The organism is Bacteroides sp. An51A (assembly GCF_002161565.1).
In the GTDB taxonomy this organism is placed as follows: Bacteria; Bacteroidota; Bacteroidia; order Bacteroidales; family Bacteroidaceae; genus Phocaeicola; species Phocaeicola intestinalis.
In genome coordinates this window covers 303549-319318 of the sequence record NZ_NFIC01000001.1, presented here as the reverse complement: position 1 = coordinate 319318, position 15770 = coordinate 303549, and the positions used below count along the sequence as shown (strand labels likewise).

The window sequence follows — 15770 nt, the reverse complement described above, 5'->3', positions numbered from 1 at the left end:
TTGAACCGGAAGCTATAAAACAGTTCAGTTTTTGTTCGATGCTACGGTTTTAGGATTCGGTTTTTGTTCGATGAAAATTTTTATACTTTGCGCGGTATGAAAGTGTGCATTTTCTTACCACAGAGGGCACAGGTACACAGAGTCTTTTAAATTTTTCCTCTGTGGTTCTTTGTGGCCTCTGTGGTGAATAGTTATGTTTCATTAAAATGCACAAATCTATACCGCATAGTATAAGTTCCTATTTTGAATTTATCGTGCGATGAATGACCGCCATTAAGAAAATATCTATGAAACTGCTGAAAATATGATGATTACTGAATGTTTGCGAAAAGAGCTGGAAGTGATGGGAGCTTCCTCACTGCCAGTATTTTATTCCAGAATGGCTCCATTCTTCTGCAAGGCAAATATGGTATTGCCTCACACCGGTAAATGACAGGCATGAATAGTAATAATACCATACTACGAATAAGACTTAAAGTAGTCAACCTTTTCTACAAAGCTGCACGACCTTTTCTACAAAGCTATAATCTTTCCCTGTCCTGATAGGCTGGGACTGCAGTTTTACCTTACTGGTACTGCAGTCCTATACTATCTAGGACTGCAGTCCTGACAATATGGGATTGGGGGAGGACTGGAATGTATTTCCTCACGCTCCTTTTATCTACTGGCATTTTGAGGATATTCAGAAGCTGTTTTGAATTTCTCCAAAAAGTTTTTCTTGGCTTGATGTATCCGTTTTCGTGTGTGCTTTGGGCGATTTTTTGGTCTTTTTCGCTCCTGTTCTTCGTCAGATAGCCCGCTATCTTCCTCATCACAGAAGCGGAAATGCCTCAAAAACTCATCCCAAATCATCGCACGATAAATTCAAAATAGCTTCTAATGGACTTGACAAGTTGGGCTGTTTCGGGAAAATCCGTATCTTTGCCTATGCGGAAACTTAGAACTTAAAGAGTATGGAAAAGGCAGCAGTCAAAGGTATTCCTTATGGAGTGGCAAGCTTCGAAGACGTAAGAAGCAAAAACCGGTATTATATAGATAAAACGATGTATCTTCCTTTATTAGAAGAGGCAAGCGACTTCTTGTTCTTAATTCGCCCCCGGCGTTTCGGCAAGAGCGTGTTCGTAAGCATGATGCAGGCGTATTACGATATCGCCATGGCAGACCGTTTCGACACGTTGTTCGACGGGCTTTGGATAAAGGAGCATCCCACGCCGCTGAAGAACGCTTTCCAGGTGATTTATTTTGATTTCTCGTTGGCGGGGGCAGGCATGGAAAGGCTGGAATATACGTTCAACGACTATTGCTGTGCCGAACTTGATTCATTTATCAAGCAATATAAAGATTATTACGATGAGTCAACCTTCGAAAATGTGCTTGCCGAAAAAGACGCGGCTTCCAAGCTGAGGCTGATTAATGCTGAAGCACGCCGCAAGAAATACTTGCTTTATCTGATTATTGACGAATACGACAATTTCACCAATGTAATCTTGAGTGAAGGCGGTAAGGAAGTGTTCCGCAACCTGACCCATGCCAGCGGTTTCTACCGTGAGTATTTCAAGATATTCAAGGCGATGTTCAGCCGCATCTTCATGATAGGGGTGTCTCCCGTTACGCTGGATGACCTTACGAGCGGATACAACATCGGTTGGAACATCTCGCAAGACCCGCGGTTCAACTACATGCTCGGTTTCCCGGAGTCGGACGTGCGCACCATGTTCCAATACTACAAGGACAACGGCAAGCTGCGTGCCGATGCCGACATCGAAGCGATGCTGACGGAAATGAAGCCGTGGTATAACAACTATTGCTTTGCGGAAGAGTATACCGATGAAGAACGCTTGTACAACTGCGACATGGTGCTCTACTATTTACGCCACCAAGTCGCCTTTAACCGTCCGCCTAAGGAAATGGTGGACATGAACGTCCGCACGGATTACAAGAAACTGCAGATGCTGGCGGAAATAGACCGTGGCAACCTGAAGGAGAAACGTATGAGCGTGATAGAAGAAATCTCTGCAACAGGGTCGATTGTGATGACGTTGAAAACCTCTTTCCCTGCCGAAGGTGTGACTGATGAAGATAATTTCCGGAGCCTGCTTTATTATTACGGTTTGCTTACAATGAAAAAAAGTCTCGGCAGACGTATCGAAATGGAAATACCGAACAATTGCGTGAAAGAGCAGTATTGGAGTTTCATGAGGGATTATTTCGGCCGCAGCGCACGGGTAGACATGACCGCTTTGCAAGATGAAATGGACCAGATGTCATTCGATGGGGATTGGATGTCGCTAATCAACCGCATTGCCGAGGTATACAAGGAAAACTCTTCGGTGCGCGACAGCATCTTGGGCGAGCACAACCTGCAAGGCTTTTTCAAGGCATACCTCGCCCTGAATACCCTTTACCTGGTAGAGCCTGAAATCGAACTGAATTATGGGTATAGTGACTTCCTGATGTTGCCCGACAAGGCACGTTATCCGGAGATTGCGCATAGCTACATCTTGGAGTTGAAATACGTAAAGCCCACCGCTACGGATGCGGAAGTGGAGGCAAAGAGCACGGAAGCCGACGGCCAGTTGCATCAATACGCCAACGACAAGATAGTGAAACGGCTCTGTCAAGGCACGCGGCTTCATTTGCTGAAAGTGGTGTTCCGCGGGGCGGAAATAGCCCTTTGTTCAGAAATCAGTTGAATTTCCCGCATGTCTTCCATACATTTGGGTGAATGTTTGGATTATATTATCGGTGCAGATAGCATCCTTTTATGGTTTCCGTCCCAAAACCGTACGTTTTTGGTTCGGAAACCGTACGGTTTTGGGACGGAGAACGTAAAATGTAGACTGCTTGAAGCTGATTGTAATTCTTTCAATCAAGCATTGGTTCATATCCTGCCAAGCAAATTTATCAGAGGAAATGAAAAAACACTTCCTTAGAAGCTGTTTTGAATTTATCGTGCGATGATTTGGGATGAGTTTTTGAGGCATTTTCGCTTCTGTGATGAGGAAGATAGCGGGCTATCTGACGAAGAACAGGAGCGAAAAGGGCCAAAAAATCGCCCAAAGCACACACGAAAACGGATACATCAAGCCAAGAAAAACTTTTTGAAGAAATTCAAAACAGCTTCTTAGTGTGTGTGATAATCGGTTTCCATATAGTCGTAGGCGATGCATTGCCTTTGGGCATTTTTTGCCTGTCTTTCTTTTTGCCTCCGCTTAATCCTGTTTTCTGTATGAAGCCGGGGACGCCTGCCGTGCCTTCTTCCTTGAGTTGCAAGTAACGGATGCGGTCGGTGCGTTCCGCTGTCCGTGGGTCGGGTAGTGTATAGTAGAAACATACGGGGGCGATGTTTGTCCGCTCTATGCTTTCTATCAAGAAATGATAATGGTTCTTCGTGTCGTACACTTCCAGTATCAGTCCGGGCAAGCCTTTGAACTTCCACGGCCCGTTGGCAATCGGTATATCCGAGGTAAACCATGCCTGGTAGTCTCGTCCGCGGAAACTGCACGTGGCAAGTTGACAGGGATAGCCCAGCAGGGTCTTGGTGCTGTCCTGCAAAGTCCAATCCTGTCCGGTGTAGTCTTCTTCTATCTGTACGCTTGTTACTCCCAGTTGGGCATACGTGCTGAGTTTGCCTTCGGGATAGTTTTTATAGATATAATCGTTGGTTACCATGTTGGCATTGGGCATTTGGGCATGGTTTTTCGAACGGATGGCACGTACCATGGCATTGCCCCAAATCCGTTTTCCGTTGGGTGTTTTCCATATCGAATCGGTGCGGTAAGCCGTATACGAGTAGAATTGGCTGATGTTTTGCCCGATGCGGAGTATCATCCGGTCTGTTTTCGTATCAGTCCCTAATGTATCAAGTTTCATGGTGCACCGGTAGGTGCATTGCAAGATGGCAGGTTCCAGTTCTTTGATAAAGTCGACGGTCTGTGCATATGCGGGCATCAGGAAACACAGCATGAAGAGTGAATAGAACATGGGTCTCATGGCATTTTTCGTTTTTGGTTTGAAGCAAAAGTAGGGAAAACTGCTGAATAGGGTGCTGTAAACGGGTTCGGTTTTTGTTCGATGCAGTACGGTTTTTGTTCGAAAAAGCATTTGCGAATTCTGAAGGGACACAGAAAACACGGAAAGACACAGACGGGCTTTTAATGTGCCAATAAATAATAGAACAATGTGCTAATTTATTTTCACATTTTCACATTATCACATTGTCACGTTGTCACATTATCACATTATTTATTGCCCCATCCACGAAAGGCACAATTTCATACCGCGCATGGTATAATCCGTGTCATCTGTAGTGGAAAAACCGGGCAGTTGGCGGATGCTTTCAGAAAGCCCGGATAAAGCGGTCGAAGTCTTCTGCCGAGCCTTTCTTGCCGCATAGCTTTTCGAATAGGTTTTTGCGGGCGGATGTGATGGTGGACTTTACACGACCAGTCAGTTGGGCGATGCCGGTAGGCTGGATTTCGGCTTTTACCAGCAGGCAAATGCGAAGCTCGCGTTCGTTGAGGGGAGAGAGTGCATAGAGGCGTGCTGTGAAATGGTTGAAGGTTTCATCGATGGTGTGTTGCAATACTTGCCAGTCTGCTTCCGACAATTCACAAAAGTCTGCTGCCTGATGGAAACGGATGTAAATATCCGATTGGCGGAACGTATGCAGTGCCAGTTCCTGTTGGCGCATTTCGGCTTCGGCACGGATGTTGCGTTGGCGCAATTGCTCTTGTTGGGTCTGCAGGCGTTCGCGCATCCGCGTGTTATCTGCCGAGGTAGAAGCCAGTCGGGTCTCCAGTTGGCGGATGACGGCATTGTTCTGTTCAATGTAGGCACGGCTTCGGGTGTATTGTTCTTCCTGTTGGCGCTCCAGTTCCTTGATGCGTTCGTTCTGCTTCTGCCGGCTGGTGCGCAGGTGGAGCAGGTAGACAGTGCCGCCTCCTGTGATGAGTACACCGGCAAGCAGGTAGACCAGTATCAGGGTGCGCTGCTCGGCGTTTTTCAGTTTCAGCTGGTTGTTCTCCCGCTCGCGTAACCGGTAGTTGTAGGTAGATTGTGCCTTGCTGATGGCAGCGGTACGGATGAGTTTCTGCACCGAGTCGGTATAAGTGACGTATTGGCAGTACTGGTTGACGGCATCCTGAAAACGTCCTTGTCCGGTAAAGATGCCTGCCATTTCCAGGCTTGCTGCCTGCCGGTCGTACACCGAGCTGCCCTCACGGGTCAAAAGACGGCAATAGTAGAGGGCAGAGTCAGGTTGTCCGGTGCGGTGAAAAAGCTGAGCTTTCAAGCGGTAGAGCGTTGCCTGCACGCTGGCATCCATATCGGCAGGAGGTGCATCGAGCAGGTGCCATGCTTTGTCGTATTCGCCCAGGCGGAGATGGAGTGCTGCTATGTCTTCTTTTACGTAGAAGCGGACGGAAGCATTGCAGGCGGTTTCGGCTTTCCGCAAGGCTTCCTGGTAGTAAAGGAAAGCGCTGTCGGTCTTTCCCTGTGCCGCGTAAGTGGCTCCTAAGTCTTTCAGGATAAATACTTCCGACACGCTGTCCACCGCCAGGTGTTTGTAGCCAAGTGCTTTCCGCTGGGCATTCAATGCCTCGTTGTACACATCCTGATGCAGGAAGATGTGCCCCATCTGGAAATAGATACGTTGCATCAGCTTTTCATTGCCTTGCGCAGCAGATGCGTCCAAAGCCTGCTGGTAATAGTCCAGTCCCCGGAGGGCATCGCCAAAACTGGCATATACCCGCCCGGCAAGGTAATACACTTCGGGCAACATCCGGCGGTCGTTCTTCTCCTCGTAGTAGTGCACGATGCCTTTTATCAAGCTATCGGAAGGATGGCGGAAACTAATCTGGTCTTCATATTTAATGGTAAGGTAGTCGTAATACATCCGCACGGCTTCGGGTTGCCTTTGGACCTTAGGCTTGTAGTCTTGCAACATATAGTATATTCCCGGTTTGTCGCTTTCGATAGCTTCGTTGATTGCTTTCAATTCGGCTGGGATTTTCGGTTCTTCCTTACAGGCAGGGAGAAGCAACATCAGGCAAAGCAACGGCAGGATGATTCTTCTTAACATAGGCGGTTATGTCTTTTAACGGTGCAAAAGTAATAAAAATGATGGAATCGGCTCATGATTTTACAACGATAAGAACGCTTTCCCTGTCTGAAAGATGATTATTTCCTTTGATTTTTCACCACAGATTACACAGATTATATCTGCATTTTTCTTAATTGCCTATAGGAGGGTGTGCCGAAATTGGAATCAACTTTCATTTTGATACACCTTCTCTGCAAAAAAACATCCCCAATCATCGCACGATAAATTCAAAACAGTTTGTAAGTTTTTGAGTTTGTAAGTTTTTGAGTTTGTAAGTTTTTAAGTTTGTAAGTTTTTGAGTTTGTAAGTTTTTAAGTTTATGAGTGTTTTTGAGTTGAAACTTTTAAGTTGAAACATACAAACTCAAGAACTTAAGAACTCAAAAACTTAAGAACTCAAAAACTTAAGAACTCAAAAACTCACTAAACGAATCCTTTCTTCGCCCATTTCATGCTGTTCCAGCGGCGGACGAAGATAATGGCACGGATATTCTCGTCGAGCAGGAAGGCGCACCACATGCCTATCAGTCCCCAGCCCCAATGGATGCCGAGCAGGTAGCTGACGCCTACCGACACGCTCCACTGCACCACCAGCCCTACATAGAAAGGGAAGTTGACATCGCCCGCAGAACGGAGGGCGTTAGTGGCATAGATGTTCACGGCACGTCCGATTTCCACAATCACATCGATAATCATCACAGTGACACCCAGCCGGATGATTTCCTGGTTGTCGGTCAGGAGGCTGAAGATGAAATGCCCCGAAGCTGCCCAGATGCACGAGAGTATGAGCGACACCAGAATGGAAAGCCGCATTACGTACTTGCCCAAAAGGTAGGCGGCACGGACCTTTTTCTGTCCTACCAGGTGTCCGATGGTGATGGCACCTCCTTGCGCCATGGCGATGGCAAAGAGGTAGACAAACATCACGATGTTGACCGTATAGGTACGGGTGGCAAGGGCATTGTTGCCTAATATATTAATAAGGTAGGTGATGACCACTTGCGAGAAACTGTACGAGATGTTTTCGCCGGCAGAAGGAAGCCCGATTTTCAACAGGTTTTTCAGCTCTATCCATGGGAAAGGGCGGAAATAGGCAAGGGGAAACTTGGGGATGTGTTTGCGGAAGAGGATGACAAACAATACAACCATGCTTACGCCACGGGCGAAAGCGGTAGAGATGGCAGCACCTTCGGCTCCCAGTGCCGGCATGCCCCACTTGCCGAAAATCAGCGAATAATTGCCGATGATGTTCATGATGTTGACCAGTACGGTAACCAGCATCGGGTAAATGGCTTTGTTGGCACTGCGTAACGAGGCGGAAATGGTGAGCGAGATGGCCTGGAAGAAAGCGAATGCTCCCACAATCTCCATATAGCCGATACCATATTGTAACAACTCGGGGCGTAGTCCCATCCAGCCCAACAGTGTAGTGGCACCAAAATGCAGGATGGCACTGACTGCCAGTCCTACTACCAAATTGAGCAATAAGGCTACCCCCACTACCTGTATCATGTTTTTTTCTAATTTAGCTCCCAAGTACTGCGAGCAGAGTACCGATGTGCCGATGTTGATGACCTCGAATACCAGAAAGGCAAAGGTCACAATCTGGTTGACCACGCCTACGGCAGCCACGCTCTCATCGGAGTATTGGCTCAGCATGATGGTATCTACTGCTCCCAGCATCATGATGAGCAAAGTTTCGATAAAAATGGGTATAACGAGTTTGACCAGTCCTTTGCGGATGCCTGTTTGTTGAGTCATAGTCTGTTTTTATTTTAGGGAACGAGGCGACCCGTTGACAAGGGGGCGAGGTCCAGCATACTCAAGACTATCTAAAGCCTTGTCACCTTGTCAACTGGTACCTTGTCAACTATCTTTCTCTTCGGATAAGATTCATGAATTCCTCGCGTGTCTTTGCCTGGTTGAACGCTCCAGTGAAATCGGAGGTGGTTGTGATGGCGTTTTGTTTTTCTACTCCTCTCATTTGCATGCACATGTGTTTGGCTTCTATTACTACCATTACGCCTAATGGGTGCAGCGTTTCCTGAATGCATTCTTTGATTTGCAGGGTCATGCGCTCCTGTACCTGGAGGCGGTGCGAGAATACATCTACTACGCGGGCTATCTTGCTCAGTCCCGTGATGTATCCGTTGGGGATATAAGCTACGTGGGCTTTCCCGTAGAAGGGAAGCATGTGATGTTCGCACATGGAGAAGAAATCGATGTCTTTCACCACTACCATCTGGCTGTATGCCTCCTTGAACTTGGCACCTAACAAAATTTCTTTCGGGTCTACCTCATATCCCCGTGTAAGCGTCAGCATGGCTTTGGCTACTCTTTCAGGGGTTTTCACCAGTCCTTCCCGTTCAGGGTCTTCACCCAGCAGGGAAAGTATTTCTTTGTAGTGTGCCATCAGTTTCTGTACTTTCTCTTCCGGGAACTTCAACAAGTTTGTATCAATCATTATTCAATGGGAATGTTAATTTGTTCACGTACAATCGCTACTTCTTTGAATTCGCCGCTTGCTCTTAGTTGGCGCATGGCTACGTGTGCCTCTTCTATGCTCTTGAAATCTCCTACACGGCACAGCCAGCGTGGAGGTTGGAAATACGTATATACCGGCATTTCCGGAAATGTTTCTTTTATCTTCCCGGCTATCCGATTTGCTTCGTTGCGTGCTACGCGCGAATTGTTTCCGGCATATACCTGTACGCGGAAACCTCTTGCCTTCAATGTTTTCGGGGCTGAAGCGGCATAACGTGTACCTATTAGCGAAGTGATGTAGGATTCTGCATGTACCGTTACTACTCCTTCGCCTGCACGGTGTGTCTCCAGGCTTTCCACAATGGTGCGCTGGGCATGCATTGCCGAAACCCACAAGAGTAAAAAGAGGGATAGTAAGTATTTCATGATGTGTGTGTTTTAGGGACTAGACAATCAGGTACGGGGGAACTACGTTCTAAATAGTTTTACTAAATCTATCTAAAACCTAGTCAACCAGTACCTGGTTCCTAGTCAACTATAAAGAATTATTTGAACGCATCGATGATGCCTTTGAAGTCGGCAGCTTTCAAAGCAGCACCACCAATCAATCCGCCGTCTACATCGGGTTTAGCGAACAGTTCTTTGGCATTCGACGGCTTGCAGCTTCCTCCGTACAGGATAGAAGTGTTTTCTGCTACTTCCTGACCGTATTTGGCAGCTACCAGCGAACGGATGTGTGCATGGATTTCTTCTGCTTGTTCGGGAGTAGCGGTTTTACCGGTACCGATAGCCCAAACCGGTTCGTATGCCAGGATAACCTTACCGAAGTCTTCTGCTGAGAGTGAGAATACAGAAGCCAATTGAGCTTCTACCACTTCGTTTTGCTTGTTTGCTTCGCGTTCTTCCAACACTTCACCGATGCAGAAAATAGGTTTCAGGTTGTTGGCAAGTGCCAATTTCACCTTTTCTGTCAGGATTTCAACGGTTTCGTGATAATAAGCACGACGTTCAGAGTGACCCAGGATAACGTATTGGGCACCTGTAGAAGCTACCATTTCTGCCGAAACTTCGCCAGTATAGGCACCTGAAACTTTGTCTGCGCAGTTTTCTGCACCTACGCCGATGATGTTTTTATCGACAATCGGAGTAACAGAAGCCAGGTGGATAAACGGAGTACAGATGATAACGTCGCAGTTCGGTTTGTCTGCGGTCAACACTTCATTCAGTTCTTTTGCCAAAGCAATACCTTCTTGCAGGTTCTTGTTCATTTTCCAGTTTCCTGCTACAATGTTTTTTCTCATTTTGTTTTAAGTTTTAAAAGGGTTAATATACTATTTTGTCGTTAAGGGGTTAAGAAGTTAAGCCAGTGGCCTGATTCGTATGTATTGACTTAACTTCTTAACTTCTTGACTCTTTCTTCTTTTTCTTCTTGCTCCATTCCAGCCAGCCTAAATCGCATAGGGTCAGGAAGATGAGTGGACCGAAGAACCAGCCGAACACCAATATGATTTTATGCCATGTGTTGGGAGGTTCCAACCGGCCGATGGGAAGTTGGTCTAAAGGTGCATTCAACTGATATTCGTCGGGGATGTTGTTTACGCTCCACTTGTTCAGAATGGTTCCGTCCTTCAGAAGCAACAGGCCCGGATTGGAGCGGATAATGGTTTTCAGGGTAATTTCGTCCATGATGGCAAAAGGATATTCAGCACCGGTATTGTCTTGCCACATCGCGATGTCTTCGTCGGATGAAGCGGTGACACACAAGAAGCTGTATCCATATTCTGAACAGTAGTCGTACACTTCGTTGAATAAATCCATCCCGCTCTCATCGGCGTGCCGCAGGTTGGGCGAGATAAGTAAGAACGTGTAATTGTCATCGTTCAGGATTTCTTCGGTCAGGTCGGTGCCGTCCTCTTGTGAGGTGAGGTGAAAATCGTGAGTAGGCGGTTCGTAGCCTTTCTCTTTTACCCGCGTTTGGGCTTCGACGAATGTCCATGTCGAGTCGGAGGGAAAGTTGTCGATGGTAAATTCTTGCTCTTTCCCGTCTTTAGCATAGATGAATGTTGTCTCGTAAGTTGTGAGTTTCACCCCTTCGGGGATTTCCATTCCTTGGCGGATGTTCATGCCGATGTGATAAGGACGGAAATCGAATACGGGCAGTTCGCGGACACAGTAGATGGAGAATACGATGATGAACACCACGGTGTAGAGGGCTATCAGCCAGTCTACCTTTTCGGTGACCAGTTTCCTGATGTAGGTTTTCCGATAGCGGAATACAGTGATGGCGGCAAGTAACAGCACGATGTTCTTGCCAAAGGTTTCCCAGTTGGTCAGGATAATAGCATCGCCGAAACAGCCGCAATCTGCTATCGGATTGTCAATGGCAAGCCATAGGGTGAGTGGAGTCATGAATGCCATGACCAGCAGGAGCAATGTGGAGGTCGCTTTGCGGTGGATGCCAAACAGCAGATAGACACCCAATGTAAACTCGAATGCTCCCATTGCCATGGAACCTACGTATGGGACGAACTGTGGAACAACCTGAAGCAGGCCCCACGCTTCCAGATAATCTTGTATCTTATAGGCGGTGCCGAAAGGGTCGTTCGCCTTCACGAATCCGGAGAAGATGAATACGGCTGCCAGCAGGAAACGGCAAACGTTTACTCCGACGACAAGGGCTCTATGTAAGCATTTATTCTCCAAATTCCAGTTTGATTAAAGCGAATACTGCATAATTAATCATATCCATGTAGTTGGCGTCTACGCCTTCCGAAACCAATGTGTTCCCACTCAATGCTTCAATCTGCTTGGTGCGGTACAGCTTCATCAAAATCAAGTCGGTGTACGACGTAATGCGCATGCTGCGCCACGCTTCGTCATAATCGTGATTTTTTTTCAGCATCAGTTCCATGGCATCTTTGGCATATTTGTCGTATAGTTCCAAGGCTTGTGCTTCGGTGATATCTTCCTTTTCTGCATAGCCCAGTTCCAGTTGGATCAGTCCGATGATACCATAGTTGACTATTGCCATAAATTCGGGGCGTATGCCCTCGTTTACCAGACTGACACCTTTGATTTCGATGCTTCGGATACGGTTCGCCTTGATAAACAGCTGGTCGGTTACTGAAGAAGAACGCATAATGCGCCATGCGGCTCCGTAATCGTGCAGCTTTTTGGCGAACAAATCCCGACAGGTGGTGATGACGTGCTCAAATTGTTCTTTCGTATCTTTCATACGCTTGTATCATGAATTTATGTCGCAAAGTTACGATTTTCCTGGTAAAGCGCGTAATAAATCGGTAAGATTTGTCGGATTTATGTAGGAAGTTAAAAAAGTGAAGGAGTTAAGAAGCAATATCCTATCAGGCTCTTAACTCCTTAAACCACTTATTTGTACGATTGTTTATAGATATTCAGTACTTCATCGTCGGTCAGCGGACGAGGATCGAGGGTAAAGAGGCTGCCCATGGTATCTCGTGCATTTTGTACCATCTTGGGAAAGTCTTCTTCTTTGATACCCCAGTCGCTCAATTTGATGTTGTCTACGTGACATTCGCGTTGCATGCGTACCAGTGCATCAATGAAATCGCTCGGACGGTTGCTCTTTTGTTGGGTCATGACATCTGCCATTTTCATAAAACGTTTCATGCAGTCGTTGCGGAAAGTTTCGAAGTAGGCTGTACTGATGGCAATCAGTCCGGCTCCATGAGGCAGTTCGGGATAATAGGCACTCATGGCATGTTCCATAGAATGTTCGGAAATGCAACAAGATGTAGCTTCTACCAACCCGGCCAGTGTGCTGGCCCATGCTACTTTGGCGCGTGCTTTGATGTCGCGTCCGTCATTGACGGCTACCGGCAGGTATTTATAGAGCAGGCGGATAGCTTCCAGTGCGTACAGGTCGCTTATAGGAGTAGCACAATTGGCAAGGAAGCCTTCTGCTGCATGGAAGAAGGCATCGAAGCCCTGATATGCCGTGAGATGGGGAGGTATGGTAACCATCAGCGTCGGGTCGACAATGGAGAGTACAGGAAAGGTAAGTGGGCATCCGAATCCGATTTTTTCCTGTTTCTCTTCGTTGGTAATCACTGTCCATGGATCGGCTTCCGTACCGGTTCCGGCTGTGGTCGGTATGGCTACAATGGGAAGTGCTTTTGTGACCGGACGCCCTTTGCCCGTACCTCCGTTTACGTAGTTCCAGTAATCACCATCATTGCATGCCATGACGGCGATGGCTTTTGCAGAGTCGATGCTGCTTCCTCCTCCCAACCCGATGATAAAGTCGCATTTCTGCTCGCGGCAGATGGCTGCGGCTTCCATAACATGTGTCTTGATGGGATTAGGAAGAATCTTATCGTATACAATGGCACTGACATCGTTTTCAGTAAGGTATCCCAATACTTTATCCAGGTATCCATATTTTTTCATGGACGTTCCGCCGGATATGACTATCATGGCTTTTCTGCCGGGAAGTGTTTCGGTAGCTAATTTCTTTATTTCACCGCACCCGAACAATATCTTGGTGGGTACGTACAAACTAAAAACTGGATTTGAGTTCATATCTGTTTGCTTTTAAAGGTTCATCATTTTCAAAGATACGAATAAAACCATTGCTTGTTGCCAGCAGAGTGTTAATTTTTTCAATTTAGAAGCTGTTTTGAATTTATCGTGCGATGATTTGGATGAGTTTTTGAGGCATTTTCGCTTCTGTGATGAGGAAGATAGCGGGCTATCTGACGAAGAACAGGAGCGAAAAGGGCCAAAAAATCGCCCAAAGCACACACGAAAACAGATACATCAAGCCAAGAAAAACTTTTTGGAGAAATTCAAAACAGCTTCTTAGGGCTTGTTTAATTTTGTTCAGGTTAAGAGCCTGTCTTAAATCTTCCAATAAAATGAGGACTCCTTGTCGGCTAAAGGACATTCATATTAATATTCTATCAGGATTCTTTTGCGTTTGTTTCCGCTCTGTGTTTCTGATTTCGGGGTTATTGTTGCTTTTTATAACTTACAATGGCCCACAGATAAAGCACAGTGGCAAAAATGGCAAGTGTACCCAGCTGCGGCAGAATATCGGTGAGACTGCTTCCTTTCAGGTACACCATGCGCATGATTTCCATAAAATAACGCAATGGATTGGCGTAGGTGATGCATTGTGCCCACTGGGGCATGCTGCTGATGGGGGTAAACAATCCGCTCATCAGAATGAATATCAGCATACAGAACCACATGACAAACATGGCTTGTTGCATGGTGGCTGAATAATTGGAAATGACCAGTCCTAAACCAGACACCACGAAGGTAAATACGATGGTGGCAATGTAGATGCAAAAGATATTCCCCGAAGGAGTAAGTCCGTATACCAGCCATGCCAACAGCATACAAAGGTTGAGAACGATGAATCCGATAAGCCAATAGGGTAATAACTTACTGAGTATGAAAGTGAATCGGCTTACGGGAGTGACATTGATTTGCTCGATGGTACCGGCTTCTTTTTCGCCTACAACGTTCAGTGCCGGAAGAAATCCGCAGAGCAGTACGAGCAACATGGTCATCAGTGCCGGAACCATGTAATTCTTGTATTCAAGGTGTGGATTGAACAGGTAGCGTATGGAAGTGTTTCCGGCAGGTGCAAGAATCTGGTTTAAATACGAACTGCCCAATCCACCTTTAGTCCCGTTGACGGCATTGACGGCAACCAGTGCTGAGGCAGGTCTGCCGTTCACTTGTTCTTTTTCAAAACCACGAGGTATTTCCAACAGCATGTCGGCACGGTCTTTCTCGATGGCTTCCAGTCCGTCACGATACGTGTCGGGCAGTCCGGTCAGCTTAAAATAAGGTGATGCTTCGATTCGGTGTACCAGACGTTCGGAAGAAGGGCTATGGTCGTTGTCGATAATCACAATGCGCAGGTCTTCTATTTCCAGGGTGGCAGCCCATGGTATAATCAGCATCATCATGCATGGGAAAAGCAGAATGAGACGTGGCAGGAAACTGTTGCGTGCCAGTTGCTTGAACTCTTTTTCTATCAGGTAGCGTAGTGTCATAGGCTTTCATTCTAAACGGTTCTTGAATTTGCGGGCAGTGATGCCTATCAGGGCGATGGCCATTACCAGTAGGACGGTTACTTCGTGCCAGACGTAGGCAAGGGGTACACCTTCTATCATGAGTTTCCGTACCAGGTCGACGTACCAGCGTGCCGGAATGAGACAGGAGAGGGCTTGCAGAATACCCGGCATACTTTCGATGGGAAAGATGATGCCCGACAGGATGATGGTGGGAATCAGCATCACCATGCCTGATACAAGCATGGCTGCTACCTGTGTCCGGACAAGGCACGACACGAGCAATCCTAATGCCAGCGAGACGAAGATGAACAGCAGGGATACACTCAGCAGGCTGAACAGATTGCCTGCAATGGGAACCTGGAGTACAAATACCGAGAGCAGCAGAATGGTGGTCAGGTTGATAAGGGACAAGACGAAATAGGGTACTGCTTTCGAGAGGATGACAAACAACGGATTGACGGGAGAGACAAGCAAGACTTCCATCGTTCCGGTTTCTTTTTCGCGTACAATGGAAATGGAGGTCATCATTGCACATATCAGCATCAGGATAAGCCCCATTACGCCTGGTACGAAGTTGTAGGCACTTTTCATTTGTGGATTATAGAGCAGCTTGCCCGATATGATGAGGCTGGGGGAAGCATCTGCTTTTGTTCCGGTCCGTTTGATGGCATTTAGGGCGGTATGCAGGATTCCATTGGCATACGTGCTCCGTGTGACGGCAAGGTTGGGATCCGTGGCATCGGCTATTAGCTGGATATCTTCTGCATCCATACGCAAGCGATTCAGGTCGGAAGGGAAAACTACTGCCAGTTCTATCCGGTTCCGTTTAAACAACCGGTCTATTTCATCGGGCGAATGTACGATGTATTTTACATGGAAGTATTCGCTGGCATCCAGCCGCTCGACTATACGTTGCACTTCTGCATCGCTAGAAGGCATCAGTACGGCGGTCTCTACATTGCGTACTTCGGTAGAGATAGCAAAGCCGAAAAGGATAATCTGTACGATGGGCATTCCTATCAGTATCAGCATCGTGCGCCGGTCGCGCAGGATGTGACAGAACTCTTTCCGGATAAAGGCGATAAATTGTTTCATAGTCGTATGTTTCTTTTTTTA

16 protein-coding genes are annotated in these 15770 nt (G+C 46.9%); 4 read left to right on the top strand and 12 right to left on the bottom strand.

The features are described 5' to 3' along the window. Nucleotides 1-304: 304 nt before the first annotated feature. A complete protein-coding gene (locus B5G04_RS20665) occupies nucleotides 305-433 on the top strand; it encodes a hypothetical protein (protein ID WP_255395935.1) in 129 nt (42 codons plus the stop codon). 224 nt (nucleotides 434-657) lie between these two features. On the opposite strand, the gene B5G04_RS19570 is transcribed toward B5G04_RS20665, so the two are convergent. Further along, nucleotides 658-852: a hypothetical protein gene (locus B5G04_RS19570; RefSeq protein ID WP_158100012.1), complete on the bottom strand. Its 195-nt coding sequence runs from the start codon at nucleotides 850-852 to the stop codon at nucleotides 658-660. A 101-nt stretch (nucleotides 853-953) separates the two neighbouring features. Here B5G04_RS19570 and B5G04_RS01210 point away from each other — a divergent pair, with 101 nt between their 5' ends. After that, nucleotides 954-2693, top strand: coding sequence for an ATP-binding protein (locus tag B5G04_RS01210; protein WP_087395273.1), 1740 nt, complete (start codon nucleotides 954-956; stop codon nucleotides 2691-2693). A 264-nt stretch (nucleotides 2694-2957) separates the two neighbouring features. Further along, the gene (locus tag B5G04_RS19565) at nucleotides 2958-3128 is read left to right on the top strand and encodes a hypothetical protein (protein WP_158100011.1); all 171 of its coding nucleotides are present in this window, start codon (nucleotides 2958-2960) and stop codon (nucleotides 3126-3128) included. Here B5G04_RS19565 and B5G04_RS01200 read toward each other — a convergent pair. From B5G04_RS01200 to B5G04_RS01160, 9 genes are all read right to left on the bottom strand, one after another. Continuing rightward, nucleotides 3112-3993, bottom strand: a complete 882-nt coding sequence (locus B5G04_RS01200) for a GLPGLI family protein (RefSeq protein WP_158100010.1) — start codon at nucleotides 3991-3993, stop codon at nucleotides 3112-3114. The two genes, B5G04_RS19565 and B5G04_RS01200, sit on opposite strands and share 17 nt — an antisense overlap. A gap of 346 nt (nucleotides 3994-4339) precedes the next feature. Beyond that, nucleotides 4340-6082, bottom strand: a complete 1743-nt coding sequence (locus B5G04_RS01195; protein ID WP_087395265.1) for a hypothetical protein — start codon at nucleotides 6080-6082, stop codon at nucleotides 4340-4342. A 443-nt stretch (nucleotides 6083-6525) separates the two neighbouring features. Beyond that, the gene (locus B5G04_RS01190) at nucleotides 6526-7863 is read right to left on the bottom strand and encodes an MATE family efflux transporter (RefSeq protein ID WP_022038851.1); all 1338 of its coding nucleotides are present in this window, start codon (nucleotides 7861-7863) and stop codon (nucleotides 6526-6528) included. A gap of 109 nt (nucleotides 7864-7972) precedes the next feature. Then, the gene (gene folE / locus B5G04_RS01185) at nucleotides 7973-8566 is read right to left on the bottom strand and encodes a GTP cyclohydrolase I FolE (RefSeq protein WP_022038850.1); all 594 of its coding nucleotides are present in this window, start codon (nucleotides 8564-8566) and stop codon (nucleotides 7973-7975) included. After that, the gene (locus tag B5G04_RS01180) at nucleotides 8566-9012 is read right to left on the bottom strand and encodes an SPOR domain-containing protein (protein WP_022038849.1); all 447 of its coding nucleotides are present in this window, start codon (nucleotides 9010-9012) and stop codon (nucleotides 8566-8568) included. The genes folE and B5G04_RS01180 overlap by 1 nt, the downstream gene beginning before the upstream one ends. 119 nt (nucleotides 9013-9131) lie before the next feature. Further along, nucleotides 9132-9887: a triose-phosphate isomerase gene (gene tpiA, locus B5G04_RS01175; RefSeq protein ID WP_022038848.1), complete on the bottom strand. Its 756-nt coding sequence runs from the start codon at nucleotides 9885-9887 to the stop codon at nucleotides 9132-9134. 97 nt (nucleotides 9888-9984) lie between these two features. Next, nucleotides 9985-11289 (bottom strand): BT_3928 family protein, encoded by a 1305-nt coding sequence (locus B5G04_RS01170; protein ID WP_022038847.1) that lies wholly within the window; start codon nucleotides 11287-11289, stop codon nucleotides 9985-9987. Next, the gene (locus B5G04_RS01165; protein ID WP_087395262.1) at nucleotides 11279-11821 is read right to left on the bottom strand and encodes a DUF1599 domain-containing protein; all 543 of its coding nucleotides are present in this window, start codon (nucleotides 11819-11821) and stop codon (nucleotides 11279-11281) included. The genes B5G04_RS01170 and B5G04_RS01165 overlap by 11 nt, the downstream gene beginning before the upstream one ends. A gap of 152 nt (nucleotides 11822-11973) precedes the next feature. Further along, nucleotides 11974-13146: an iron-containing alcohol dehydrogenase gene (locus B5G04_RS01160; protein WP_022038845.1), complete on the bottom strand. Its 1173-nt coding sequence runs from the start codon at nucleotides 13144-13146 to the stop codon at nucleotides 11974-11976. A 97-nt stretch (nucleotides 13147-13243) separates the two neighbouring features. Here B5G04_RS01160 and B5G04_RS19230 point away from each other — a divergent pair, with 97 nt between their 5' ends. Then, nucleotides 13244-13429 carry a hypothetical protein gene (locus tag B5G04_RS19230; protein WP_140406886.1) on the top strand — a complete coding sequence of 62 codons (186 nt, stop codon included), beginning with the start codon at nucleotides 13244-13246 and terminating at the stop codon, nucleotides 13427-13429. Between the two features lie 145 nt (nucleotides 13430-13574). Here B5G04_RS19230 and B5G04_RS01150 read toward each other — a convergent pair whose 3' ends face one another. Then, on the bottom strand, nucleotides 13575-14633 hold the full coding sequence (locus B5G04_RS01150) for an ABC transporter permease (protein WP_022038844.1): 1059 nt from the start codon (nucleotides 14631-14633) through the stop codon (nucleotides 13575-13577). Nucleotides 14634-14639: 6 nt separating this feature from the next. Next, the gene (locus B5G04_RS01145) at nucleotides 14640-15749 is read right to left on the bottom strand and encodes an ABC transporter permease (RefSeq protein WP_087395256.1); all 1110 of its coding nucleotides are present in this window, start codon (nucleotides 15747-15749) and stop codon (nucleotides 14640-14642) included. Between the last annotated feature and the right edge of the window lie 21 nt (nucleotides 15750-15770).